Consider the following 12,764-nt stretch of genomic DNA (forward strand, 5'->3'; position numbering starts at 1 on the left):
GAATGAAAGAAATGGGCTATCAATTACCGACGTATGTGGCAAGAATGCTGCGTCAGTTGGAAGAAGCGGGCTATCAGGCGGTCATTGTCGGCGGGGCGGTTCGCGATTTACTGCTGGGCCGGCCGCCCAGTGATTATGATATTGCCACCAATGCCCGGCCGGAAGAGATAGAGGCCGTTGCTCAGACAGCAGGCTGGAAAGTCATTTCCGGCTTGGGCCGCAATTTTGGCGTGCTCATGGTGGTTATCCAGGGGAAAGTGCTGGAGGTGGCGGTGTTTCGCGGTGAGCGCTATGGCGCAGACAGTCATCGGCCGGAGAAAGTATGGTATACTGACAAGCTGGGAGAAGATCTGGCCCGGCGGGATTTTACCATGAATGCGATTGCCATGACCCGGGAAGGTCAGGTGATTGATCCCTTCGGCGGTCGACAGGATCTGGACCGGCAACTGATCCGGACAGTGGGGAAAGCGAATGACCGGTTTCAGGAGGACGCTCTTCGTATGTTCCGGGCCTGCCGGTTTGCGGCTCAGCTTGGCTTTACAGTGGAGCAGACGGCAGTTACGGCGATTCCCAATCAGTTGGAACGGGTGGCCGGTTTATCTCTGGAGCGGATAAAGGAAGAATTGGACAAGACGCTGCTGGGGGACTATTGCCGCCAGGGACTGGAAATTATGGCTGACAGCCGGCTGCTGTTTACCTGCTGCCGGATCAAGGATCACGGCCGATATCAGGCAGTGGACATTCTGCCGGAATTGGAGCATCTGGTGGGGTTGCCCCAGAATTCCCATTATCATTGTTATGATGGCTGGCAGCATACCTTGAGGACAGTGGAAAATACACCGCCCGAGCTATTATTGCGCTGGGCGGCACTGCTCCACGATATTGGCAAGGGTATGCCGGAAGTGCGGGGAATTCATGATAATGGCCAGCCTTCCGATCATGGTCATGATCAGCTAAGTGCGGTGATGGCCCAAACAATCGCTGAGCGGCTGCAAATACCGCTGAAGTGGCGCAGTTGGTTGTTATGGCTGATTTCGCACCATATGAAATTTCACTATCTTCGGGATAGCGGAGATGACGCTGTTTTACGCTGGCTCAGAGCAGAGGCCCGGTCAGGACAGTTCCGGAGTCAGGATGGCTTGGCAAAGGGATTCTCGCAGCTGGAAGCTTTATGCATAGCGGATATCAAGGCGACCGGCCGGCCTTATGTAGCAGCGGCGGAGGCCGCTTTTGGCCAAAGAATACAGAACCTTATCTTCCGGATGCCGGTACGGACTTCCGAAATTGCTTGTTCCGCCACCGGGTTATTGCCGGTTTTGGGCTGCACAAAACATATGGGAGCTTTTCTGCGGTGGGCCTTGCAGTCGGTTCAGGACGGAAGTCTGGCGAATGAAGAGCCGGAACTTTTGCGGGCAGCAGAAAAATGGATTGTCCGCAAGGAACAATCCGGCATTTTGAGCTAAGGCCAAGTACCAAGTGCCAAGTACTATACTATGCGCTAACAACCAACATCCCAGCATTCGGCAGGGAATGGAGCGATAAAGGCGAATAGTAAATAAGATACGCTACACAGTAAAGGAAAGGTTGCTATCAGGATGGCAAATAGAGGACCGGTCATTCAGCGGCGAATCGCCGGGTTTATCAGTATATTGCTGCTCCTCATCCTGCTTTTGACCGGGCGGATCGCCTGGATACAGTTTGTACAGGGACATAATCTGTCGGCGAAGGCGCAAACCCAATTGCAGGAAAATCGGGGACTTCAGTCTCCCCGGGGGACGATTTTTGATCGGAATGGCCGGGAATTGGCAATCAGCAGTATGACGAAATCGTTATATGTTAATCCGTCTGAATTGAACCGGGATCCGGAGACTCTGGCAGCTTTATTGGCTCCGCTGCTGGAAATGCCGCCGGCGGAACTGCAGAAAAGTTTGTCGGCTAACGGACAGTTTGTTTGGCTGAAGCGAATGCTGGAAGCCGATGTTTCCGCCAAAGTGGAATCGCTGATCAAAGAGCAGGATATCAAGGGATTGGCCTTTGTTGAGGAAAGTAAACGCTACTATCCAAATGATACGCTGGCTTCCCAGGTCCTTGGTTTTGTCGGGACCGACGATGTTGGGTTGGACGGATTGGAGATGGCCCTGGATGCTACGATTAAAGGGAAGTTGTCGGAACAAGTTGTCGATACAGACAGCCGGGGCATTCCGATTTTTAAATCCGTGTTTACTTTTGCACCGCCTAAGCAGGGGAAAAATGTATACTTGACTTTAGATAGTACTATTCAGTTTATTGTCGAACAAAGTTTAGACCGGGCCATGGCCCAAACCCGTTCCAGCGGCGCGACGGTTATTGTCATGAATCCCCGGACGGGAGACATCCTGGCAATGGCCAACCGCCCCACATTTGATCCCAATCATTTTTACCGGTATAGCAGTCAAGACTGGAAAAATCGGGCTGTATCCAATATTTATGAACCAGGCTCCACTTTTAAAAGTGTGGTGGCCGCCGCTGCTTTGCAGGAAGGAGTGGTTTATCCGGAAGAACGGTTTATGGACAAGGGCTTTGTCGAAGTATCCGGTCGAAAAATCCAGAATTGGAGCGGGGAGAGTTACGGGAACATTTCTTTTATTGATATTATAAAAGAGTCCATTAATACCGGTTTTGTTCAGGTGGGGATGCGTTTGGGCGCCAGCCGGCTGACGAATTATGCCCGTGCTTTCGGCTTCGGTCAGGCTACCGGAATTGAATTGCCGGGCGAGGAAGACGGCTTATTGTTTAAACCGGAAAAAATGCGGGATTCGGATCTTGCTACTATGTCCATCGGGCAGAGTATTGCCGTTACGCCATTGCAGCTGATTACGGCGGTAGCGGCGATTGCCAATGATGGAGTATTGTTAAAGCCCCATATTATCAAAGAAATTCAAAATGCCGATGGTTCGGTATATTCGGCTACGGTCAGCGAGCCGGTGCGTCAGGCAATTACGCCGGAAACGGCTCAGAGACTGAAAGGCCTGCTGGAAAAAGTAGTATCAGAAGGCGGTGGCGCGAAGGCGGCCGTCAAAGGGTATCGGATTGCCGGTAAGACAGGTACAGCGCAAAAAGCGCAGGAAAATGGCGGCTATTATGCCGGTCGCTATATAGCATCCTTCGTTGGTTTCGCTCCGGTAGAAGACCCCCAGATGGTCGTTTTGGTAGTGCTGGATGATCCCAGCGGTGTGTATTATGGGGGACAAATTGCCGCGCCGGTAGCCCATGAGATTTTCGCGCAGGTACTGCGCTATTTGAATATTTATCCTCAGGCGTCCAATGTTCCGCCTAAAGCGCTGGGACAGAAACAGCGGGTTACTACTGCTGGTGCCAATACTCCGCTTACGCCGCCTCAGGGCAAGGCGGTTGTGCCTTATGTTGTCGGGCGCAGCCTGCGGGATGCCGGGGAACTGCTGACAAAAGCCGGTCTGGCCATGGCGCCGGAGGGAACGGGACTGGCTGTCGAGCAGAGCATTTCTGCCAACACCATTGTAGATGCTGGCAGTGAAATCCGGGTCTATTTTGAACCCAGATAAGGAAATAAAAAATGTAGGGGCGGCTGTGAAAGCCGCCCCGAGATTGCGTTACGGACGATTGTTGGCATCGAATTGTGCGGTCATAGTACCGGTAGTTGTTCCGCTGGCGGCAGGGGTGCCACTTGTGCCGGATTCATACTGCTCGATCATTTTTCGTACCATATGGCCGCCTACCCGCCCACAGTCGGCGGAAGTCATAGTTGCCCAACCCTGGGAACGTACAGTTTCAGCAATGCCTAGTTCAGAGGCAACTTCAAATTTCATGCGATCCAATGCATTTTCCGCACCGGGATTCACAGGTTTACTGCTTCTTGCCATAATATCACCTCCTTGTATTTGTTCTTAGTATAGGCAGACAAATAAAATTCATGCTTTAAGTAGTATGTTAAATAGTGGAATGACAAAAATAAATGGGAAATTCTATTTTTGTTTACAGGAAATAGGAGTTAAAACGAGAAATAATACAGCAGGGTATTTGGTGCTGTTTTGCGAAAGGGTAGGAGTGGATTGTATGCACGAAATGGCCCTTGCCCAGGGGATTTTGGATATTGCCCTGCGTACTGCCGCTGAGAATGGAGCAGTCAGGGTTGGGCGGATTAAAGTGCTTGTTGGGCAGATGACCCAGGTGGAACCTGAAGCACTCAAGTTTGGCTTTGAGGCTTTGGCAGCGGAAACCATCGCTGCCGGGGCTGAATTGGATCTAACGGCAGTACCTCTTGTCGGCCGCTGTGATGACTGTGGTCAGGAGTTTACCATTAGGGGCTGCCTTTTTCTCTGTCCCCGTTGTCAGTCGGGTGAGGTGAAGATTGTGTCTGGACGTGAATTGCGAGTAGAATATGTGGAGGTTGAATAAATGAAAATTAAGGTAGTTACGGATATTTTGGAGCAAAATGATCAATTGGCGGAGGATATCCATAACCGGCTGTCGGCGCAAAAAATTTTTGTCGTCAATTTGCTGGGCTCTCCCGGCTGCGGTAAGACTACTCTGCTGGAGCGGACAATCGCTCTTTTGCGACACGACATTCGTATGGCGGTCATTGAAGGCGATTTATTTACCGCCAAAGATGCCGAGCGGATTGAACGGCAGGGAGTGCCGGTCATCCAGATTAACACCAGCGGCGGCTGCCACTTGAATGCGGATATGGTAGACAGCGTACTGGAGGATTTGAATCTGGAGCAGTTGGATTTATTGTTTATTGAGAATGTGGGCAACCTGGTGTGCCCGGCTGAGTTTAACCTTGGAGAAGACATCAAGATCACGGTGCTGAGTGTTACCGAGGGGGACGATAAGCCCCTTAAATATCCGCTGATTTTCCGGGAATCCCGGGCGACGGTTTTGAATAAAGTGGATTTAGTGCCTTATACTGATTTTGATATGGCTGCCGCTGCCAGGGATATCCGGGGAATTAATCCGGCGATTGTTCTGCTGCCGGTTTCCTGTCGTACAGGAGAGGGAGTGGCTGATTGGTGTAATTGGCTGAAGCAACAGGTTTACAAGAAAAAAATGCGAGGTACGGCTAATGGCGGAGATTGATAAGCTGCAGCGGGAGATTGAGCAGCTGCGGGGATGTTTGCATCAATTAGTATTGGATAAAAAAGAAGATTTTGCTGATAATGAAGTAGCTGAGCTCAGTGCCCGGCTGGATGAATTAATTGTTGCTTATGAAAAGGCCAAGCGAAATCAGCCGGGCAAACAGGGGGCTGCTTTATGTTAGCGTTTACCGGCGGTACAGTTTTAACCATGTGCCAGCCGCCGCTGGCCGGTGGTACAGTTTTGCTTCACAACGGGAAAATTACGGCGGTAGGAATGAATATCGCCGTGCCTGCCGACTGTGCAATTATTGATGTTTCCGGCAAAGTGATTACTCCCGGTCTCATTGATGCCCATACCCACTTAGGGATATATGCTGAATCTTTGGACTGGTCAGGCGAAGATGTAAATGAAATCAGCCAGCCGGTTACTCCCGCCTTGGATGTAATTGATGCATTGAATCCGGCCGATGTGGGACTGGCAGATGCCTGCGGCGGCGGCGTTACCACCGTTATGGTGGCACCGGGCAGCGCCAATCCTATTGGCGGGCAGTGCATGGTCATCAAGACCCGTCGCCGTTCCAGCGTAGAAGATATGGTGGTGGTTCGTCATGCCGGCCTCAAGGTGGCTTTTGGTGAAAATCCCCGGCGGGTTTACGGGGAGCAGAAAAAAATGCCGGTTACCCGGATGGCCACAGCAGCCTTGATCCGTGAAACTTTGTTGAAGGGACGGGAATATCTGGCTCAGCAAAAAAGCAAAGACCATAAGCTGGATTTCGGTATGGAAGCAGTTGCCCGGGTACTGCGGAAGGAAATGCCTCTCAGAGCCCATGCTCACCGGGCGGACGATATCGTTACCGCCCTTCGGATTGCCCGGGAATTTGATCTGGATATTGTGATTGAGCATGCGACCGAAGGATATTTGATTCCAGATGTGTTGGTAAAGGAGCAGGCCAAAGTCGTGCTGGGACCGTTGTTTATCACCCGGGGAAAGATGGAATTGAAGGACGCTTCCTGGCGGGCGCCGGCTATTTTGGCGAAGCAGGGAATTCTTTTTTCGCTGATAAGTGATCACCCCGTGGTACCCAGCCGCTTTTTGCCTATATACGCCGGAATGGCGGCTCGGTTCGGCTTGCCGCGCGAACAGGCGCTTCGCTCTATTACCGTTGATGCCGCTAAAATTCTCGGACTGGATAACTTTATCGGCAGTCTTGCACCGGGGAAAGACGCCGATTTGGTGGTATGGAGCGATGATCCCCTGCTGCTTTCCGCCAAACCGGAGCTGGTGGTCATTGACGGTCAGATTGGCGATGTGAATCGGGAGCAGCAGATTTCCCGGTGGAGGCCTGAAATTTATTAATTCTTGGCATGGTTTTTGCATTTATTGTGAGTAGATTTAAATTATGGAGGTGTTGTTGTGGAAAAGTCCAATGCGTTGCACGAAGATTTGCACCGGGGGCTGGAGGAGCGTCACATTCAGCTGATTGCCCTGGGCGGCGCTATCGGCGTCGGTTTGTTTCTCGGTTCTGCTACTGCCATTAAGACGGCGGGTCCGGCTTTAATGCTGTCGTACTTTATTGCCGGCATCATCATGTTCTATATCATGCGGGCACTGGGAGAAGTCGCGGTAGCCTATCCGGTATCCGGCTCCTTCAGCGCTTACGCCAATATCTTTCTGGGACCGCTTCCCGGCTATCTTACCGGCTGGACTTACTGGTTTATGTGGGTGGTTACCTGTATGGCAGAAATTACCGCCGTCGGCGTGTACGTCAATTTTTGGCTGCCGGAGGTGCCGCAGTGGATACCGGCACTGCTGGCTCTTATTTGTATGACTACCGTCAACCTGGTTGCAGTGGCTGCTTACGGTGAATTTGAATTCTGGTTTGCTTTGATTAAAGTTGTGACCATTGTTCTCATGATTATTGCCGGTTTAGGGATGATACTCTTCGGGATAGGCAATGGCGGGATCGCCCTTGGCATCTCCAACTTGTGGGAGCACGGCGGGTTCTTTGCCAAAGGCTTTGAAGGAGTAGCCTTGTCGCTGGTTATGGTGATGTTCGCCTATCTGGGGATTGAACTGGTAGGCGTAACCGCCGGGGAAGCCAAGAATCCGGAAAAAACCCTGCCGGCTGCCATTGATAAAGTTTTTTGGCGGATTCTGATCTTCTATGTCGGCGCTTTGTTTGTGATTATGTCTTTATATCCGTGGGACCAAATTGGGACGATCGGCAGTCCCTTCGTTCTTACTTTTAACAAACTGGGCATTCGGGCTGCGGCCGGTATTATCAATTTCGTGGTACTGACAGCGGCGCTGTCTTCCTGTAACAGCGGCATTTTCAGCACCGGCCGTATGCTCTATAATTTGGCTCTGCAGGGAAAAGCACCGACCGTGTTTGGCAAATTGAGCAGTCATCATGTGCCGAAAAACGGTATCGTCATTTCGGCGCTGTTTCTGCTGATCGGCGTAGTGTTAAACTACTTCGTACCGGCCAAAGTATTTACTTATGTGACCAGCGTCGCCACCTTTGGCGCTATTTGGGTCTGGGCGATTATTCTGCTGGTACAGATGAAATTCCGGGAAAAACTGACAACGGATCAGGTAGCTGCATTACGTTATCCGATGCCTCACTATCCCAGCGCCAACTGGGTCAGTCTGGCCTTCCTCGTGCTGGTGGTTGTTATCATGTTCTTTGACGCCGATACCCGGGTGGCGCTGTATATCGCGCCGATCTGGTTTGGGGTGCTGATCGCTTCTTATTATGGATTTGGTATGAATAAAACCGATACGGCGGAGAAGGCCGAGACGAAAGCATAATACAACAGAGAAGCTATCTATGGGAACGGCGGCCGGACATTCTTGGCCGCCGATAGCCATTTTAGCGAGGGAGGAATAGATCATGTACGAAAGGCCGGTATGGGCAGAAATTGACTTAGGGGCGATTGCCCACAATGTACGGGAAATTAAAAACCGGGTTAAAACAGGCGCTCGCTTTTGTGCTGTGGTCAAGGCGAATGCCTATGGCCATGGTGTGATACCGGTGGCCCGGACAGTGCTGGAGGCCGGTGCCGACCAATTAGCGGTAGCCATTCTGGAGGAGGCCGTGGAACTGCGCCGGGCCGGATTTACCGTACCGATTCTGATCATTGGCTATACACCGCCTGAGCAGGCGGTTCTGGTAGTCGACAAGGACATCTCGCAAACCATATTTTCATTTGATGTAGCGGAGGCATTGTCCGGCGCGGCAGCGGCAGCGGGCCGCAAGGCTAAGGTTCATCTAAAAATAGACACCGGCATGAGCCGGATCGGCATCCGTCCGGAAGCTGCCGGCGATTTTGCCGCGGCTGTAGCAGCGCTGCCGGGGATCGAAATTGAAGGTGTATTTTCCCATTTTGCCACTGCGGATGAAAAAGATAAAAGCTTCACCTGGCAGCAGTTCGATCGGTTTAAGCAGGCTTTGGCCCGAATTGAAGCGAAGGGGATCCATATTCCCATTCGCCATATCGCCAACAGCGCTGCAACGCTGGAACTGCCGGAAACCCATCTGGATATGGTGCGTCCCGGCATTATCCTCTATGGTTTATGGCCGTCGGAAGACGTTGAGAAAGTGGTCGACCTCAAACCGGCCATGAAGCTGAAGGCGAAAGTCAGCTATGTGAAGGAAATGAAGGCCAACCAGTCCATCAGTTACGGCCGGACGTACTTTACCAGAGGAGACAGCCGGATTGCCACTCTTCCCATCGGCTATGCCGACGGCTGGACCCGGCTGCTGGCCGGTAAGGCCAGTGTGATGATTCGCGGCCAGAGAGCACCCCTGGTGGGACGGATCTGTATGGATCAGTGCATGGCAGATATCAGCCGCATTCCCGGTGTATCCGCCGGCGAAGAAGCGCTGTTGTTTGGCGAACCCCAGCTGCCGGTGGAGGAAGTTGCCGCCCATCTGGGAACTATTAACTATGAAGTGGTTTGTATGGTAGGCAGTCGGGTTCCCCGGCAGTATCATGGAGGAATCAGTTAAATAATAGCCTTAAGTGGGTTCCGTTTTTTGGAATATAATAGCACCATAAGGTAACTAAAGTTTCCATACTTGTTACCTTTTATTACCAAATACGGTTTTTTACCGGCTTGACCGCCGGAAATTCAGCGCAGAACAGATCTTTTTTGCCTACGCCAATATTGGCATAAAACTTGCAAGAGTTAATAGCAGCATCCCATTGCAGGGAAATGCTGCTATTAATTTTAAGGAGGAGAAGAGCAATGATTATTGGCGTGGCGAAAGAGATTAAAAACAATGAAAACCGGGTAGGATTGACTCCGGCCGGGACACAGGCATTACACAGCGCAGGGCATACAGTACTGGTGGAAAAAACTGCCGGCATTGGCAGCGGCTTTTCGGATGAAAGCTACGTTCAGGCTGGCGGCACTATTGTTGCCGACAAACAGGAACTCTTTAATAAATCAGAAATGATTATAAAAGTAAAAGAACCTCTGGAATCCGAATATGGCTTATTCCATCCGGGTCAGATCCTTTACACCTACCTCCATCTCGCTCCGGATCCGGAGCAAACCAAAGCATTACTGGAGAAGAAAGTAATCGGTATTGCTTATGAAACTATCGTTGGCAGAAACGGCGGTCTGCCTTTGCTTTCACCAATGAGTGAAGTTGCCGGCCGAATGGCGGCTCAGGTTGGAGCCTATTATTTAGGGAAACCCTTTGGCGGCAAAGGAGTATTGCTCGGCGGCGTTCCCGGTGTGGCTCCGGCTCAGGTCGTTATTGTCGGCGGCGGCATCGTCGGTACCAATGCGGCGAAGACAGCAGTTGGCATGGGAGCAAACGTTACCGTTATTGACCGGTGCGCCGAGCGCTTAGTCTATTTGGATGATATTTTTGGCGGCAGAGTAACGACGGTAATGTCCAATAGTTACAATATTGCCGAATGGGTACAAAAAGCGGATGTCGTCGTTGGTTCCGTGCTGCTGCCAGGCGCAAAAACGCCGAAGCTCGTTACCGAAGCTATGGTTAAGACAATGGAACCGGGTTCAGTCATTGTTGATGTGGCTATTGACCAGGGCGGTTCAGTGGAGACTATCGATCATGCTACGACTCACAGTGATCCAGTTTATATCAAGTATGGTGTAGTTCATTATTCCGTTGCCAATATGCCGGGAGCTTTTGCCCGGACTTCGACCTTGGCTCTGACCAACGCGACACTGAGTTATGCCCTCGATATCGCCAATAAAGGCTGGCGGCAGGCATTGCTTGATGATCCGGGACTTGCTAAAGGACTGAATGTATACGATGGAAAAGTAACTTTTAAAGGCGTGGCCGATGCTCTGAATCTGCCTTACACTCCGGTTCAGCAAATTCTCGGTTAAAACAGTTCAAAGTGGTGCGTTCACTTTTTGTGAGCGCACTTTTTTTGTGGGCATAGGAAAAATATTAACGGCTGTCGAATTAAATAAAAAATAGTTGACAGCCGGTTGAAGTTAGTAGCGAAGACAGTCGGCACGATTGACAAAACCCACAAAAAGGCTGGAGGGTATGCTGTGAGTGATGAAAGAGATTGGGAAGTTTTCAAACAAAAATTCAATGCAAAGTCAGGAATTAATCTCAACGACTATAAACCGACCCAAATGAAGCGGCGAATTAATAACTTGATGACGCGTCACGGAGTCGATACGTACATGGGCTTTTTCAATTTGATTAGTGCCGATGCCAAATTGTATAAGAGTTTTATTGATTATCTGACGATTAATGTAACGGAATTCTTTCGCACGCCGGAAAAGTTTGGCGAACTGGAGTCCAAAGTGCTGCCGGATCTTCTGGCTAAGAACCCCAAACTCAGTATTTGGAGCGCCGGCTGTTCGATTGGTGCCGAGCCCTATTCTTTGGCCATGATTCTGCAGGATATTACCCCTGGAGCTAAACATCGGATTTTGGCTACAGATCTGGATGTGGAGATGCTGGCAAAGGCTCAGCAAGGCGAGTATACAGCCAATGAGTATAAAAATATTTCTCCCGCCCGGGCCGGCAAATATTTTACCCAAAACGGCAGTCAATTTATTATAAAAGAAGATATTCGGTCACGGGTGGAATTTAAAAAGCATAACTTATTGCTTGATAAATTTGAATTTGGTTTTGATTTGATTCTGTGCCGCAATGTGGTCATCTACTTTACCGAGGAGGCCAAAGATTCTCTGTACCGCCGTTTTCTGGCCTCGTTAAAACCAGGGGGTGTATTGTTTGTCGGGGGGACGGAAGCCATCCTTAATTTCCGGGATATTGGTTTTGAGCATTATCTGCCATTTTTCTACCGCAAGCCGTTGGTGCACAAATCATAAAATAGTATAAAAGCGTCTGACGTTCTGTCAGACGCTTTTATACTATTTTATGAGCTGTGAGCTATGAGCTATGAGCCTACAGCATCCCCCAACCGGACAGCAGGCGGATAGTTTGCAGCAGCTGATTGAAAAAGGTGCGGGTGACGGTGCGTTCGTCAGCATCCTGGGCGGCAACTACATCCACGGTCTTGACGGCTTTATCCCGGATGTAAAAGACGATTTCACCAATTTTTTGTCCCTTGTAAACCGGGGCTCTGATTTGCTCCGGCAAATCCAGTTCCACGGTGACGGCATCATACTCTGCGGCAGACACTGCCAAAGCCGCAGGCCCGGCGACAGCAGCGTCGATACAATCTCTGAGGCCCTGCTCCACCGGTATGGCAGACAAGATATCCCCTTCCTCGGCATACTGATATAAATCGAAGCTGTCGAAACCGTATTTTAGCAGTTTCATGGAATCAAACCAGCGCGAATGGTCATGAAGCACAACGGCAATTAGTTTCTGGTTGCCCCGGGTGGCACTGGAAACCAGGCAGGGGCCGGCTTCACCGGTTGTTCCTGTTTTTACGCCGTCGGCGTCTTCAAACATCCATAACAATTTATTCGTATTGCGCAGATTGCGGTCATGTTCGTGGCCGCTCCGGTCCAGCCATTCAATTTCTGTCTCCTTGGTGCTGACAATTTCAGCAAAAACCGGGTTGAGCAGAGCGTAACGGGTAATCCAGGCCAGATCAAAAGCGGTGGTATAATGTCCGGCGGCACTTAATCCGTTGGGATTGCGAAAGTGACTGTCAAAAGCGCCAAGCAGCCGGGCTTTGTGGTTCATCAGCTCGGCAAAGGCTTCGACCGAACCAGCTAAGTGTTCCGCAATGGCGACGGCGGCATCATTGCCGGAGCGCAGCATCAGTCCGGCGAGAAGTTCCCGCATACTGATAATTTGGCCGGCATAAAGATGCATTGATGAGCCGGGAGTGCCGGCGGCTTTTACGCTGACTTTTACTTCATCATCCAGATGATCGCTTTCAATGGCGATAATGGCGGTGAGAATTTTGGTAGTGCTGGCCGGTGCACCACGGTTGTGGGATTGTTTATCATACAGGACCTGGCCGGTTTTGGCATCCATTACGATGGCGGCGTCAGCACTGACGGCAGGCGGTGCGCTTTCGGCTGACGGAATAAGAAAAAGCAGCGCCAGCAGCAGGCAAAAGAGTCCGCAGCAGTTACGAACCATACATACCCTCCTTGGAGCAGGTATTCAGCATTTGATAGATTATATGGCAGCCAATGTCGAAGCATGCAGACTTTTCACCAAAGAAAAGGCATATATCGGCCTA

General features: G+C 50.8%; 12 protein-coding genes. 10 read left to right on the top strand and 2 right to left on the bottom strand.

Going from position 1 to position 12,764, the window contains the following annotated elements; genetic code table 11:
* Positions 1–11: 11 nt before the first annotated feature.
* Together ABFC84_18240 and ABFC84_18245 are read left to right on the top strand one after the other, a co-directional pair.
* Positions 12–1,463 carry an HD domain-containing protein gene (locus ABFC84_18240; protein ID MEN6414681.1) on the top strand — a complete coding sequence of 484 codons (1,452 nt, stop codon included), beginning with the start codon at positions 12–14 and terminating at the stop codon, positions 1,461–1,463.
* 132 nt (positions 1,464–1,595) lie between these two features.
* Entirely contained in the window at positions 1,596–3,560 is a 1,965-nt protein-coding gene (locus tag ABFC84_18245; protein MEN6414682.1) for a penicillin-binding transpeptidase domain-containing protein, read from the top strand.
* Positions 3,561–3,608: 48 nt separating this feature from the next.
* Here the strand turns inward: ABFC84_18245 and ABFC84_18250 are convergent, their stop codons facing one another.
* Complete coding sequence (locus ABFC84_18250; protein MEN6414683.1) at positions 3,609–3,878, bottom strand: alpha/beta-type small acid-soluble spore protein; 270 nt, start codon at positions 3,876–3,878, stop codon at positions 3,609–3,611.
* 193 nt (positions 3,879–4,071) lie between these two features.
* Here ABFC84_18250 and hypA point away from each other — a divergent pair, with 193 nt between their 5' ends.
* The 8 genes from hypA to ABFC84_18290 all read left to right on the top strand — a co-directional run bounded on the left by hypA (position 4,072) and on the right by ABFC84_18290 (position 11,430).
* Complete coding sequence (gene hypA / locus ABFC84_18255; protein MEN6414684.1) at positions 4,072–4,413, top strand: hydrogenase maturation nickel metallochaperone HypA; 342 nt, start codon at positions 4,072–4,074, stop codon at positions 4,411–4,413.
* Positions 4,414–5,094 carry a hydrogenase nickel incorporation protein HypB gene (hypB, locus tag ABFC84_18260; GenBank protein ID MEN6414685.1) on the top strand — a complete coding sequence of 227 codons (681 nt, stop codon included), beginning with the start codon at positions 4,414–4,416 and terminating at the stop codon, positions 5,092–5,094. It begins immediately after the preceding gene.
* Entirely contained in the window at positions 5,081–5,275 is a 195-nt protein-coding gene (locus ABFC84_18265; GenBank protein ID MEN6414686.1) for an aspartyl-phosphate phosphatase Spo0E family protein, read from the top strand. Before hypB ends, ABFC84_18265 begins: the two co-directional genes overlap by 14 nt.
* Positions 5,269–6,450, top strand: coding sequence for an amidohydrolase (locus tag ABFC84_18270; protein MEN6414687.1), 1,182 nt, complete (start codon positions 5,269–5,271; stop codon positions 6,448–6,450). The genes ABFC84_18265 and ABFC84_18270 overlap by 7 nt, the downstream gene beginning before the upstream one ends.
* Before the next feature lie 57 nt (positions 6,451–6,507).
* Positions 6,508–7,905 carry an amino acid permease gene (locus ABFC84_18275; protein MEN6414688.1) on the top strand — a complete coding sequence of 466 codons (1,398 nt, stop codon included), beginning with the start codon at positions 6,508–6,510 and terminating at the stop codon, positions 7,903–7,905.
* Between the two features lie 82 nt (positions 7,906–7,987).
* Positions 7,988–9,106, top strand: coding sequence for an alanine racemase (gene alr, locus ABFC84_18280; protein MEN6414689.1), 1,119 nt, complete (start codon positions 7,988–7,990; stop codon positions 9,104–9,106).
* A 239-nt stretch (positions 9,107–9,345) separates the two neighbouring features.
* Positions 9,346–10,464, top strand: coding sequence for an alanine dehydrogenase (gene ald, locus ABFC84_18285; GenBank protein ID MEN6414690.1), 1,119 nt, complete (start codon positions 9,346–9,348; stop codon positions 10,462–10,464).
* Between the two features lie 171 nt (positions 10,465–10,635).
* Complete coding sequence (locus ABFC84_18290) at positions 10,636–11,430, top strand: protein-glutamate O-methyltransferase CheR (GenBank protein ID MEN6414691.1); 795 nt, start codon at positions 10,636–10,638, stop codon at positions 11,428–11,430.
* 76 nt (positions 11,431–11,506) lie between these two features.
* Here ABFC84_18290 and ABFC84_18295 read toward each other — a convergent pair whose 3' ends face one another.
* Complete coding sequence (locus ABFC84_18295; GenBank protein MEN6414692.1) at positions 11,507–12,661, bottom strand: D-alanyl-D-alanine carboxypeptidase family protein; 1,155 nt, start codon at positions 12,659–12,661, stop codon at positions 11,507–11,509.
* Between the last annotated feature and the right edge of the window lie 103 nt (positions 12,662–12,764).

The organism is Veillonellales bacterium, assembly GCA_039680175.1.
Lineage (GTDB): Bacteria > Bacillota > Negativicutes > JAAYSF01 > JAAYSF01 > JBDKTO01.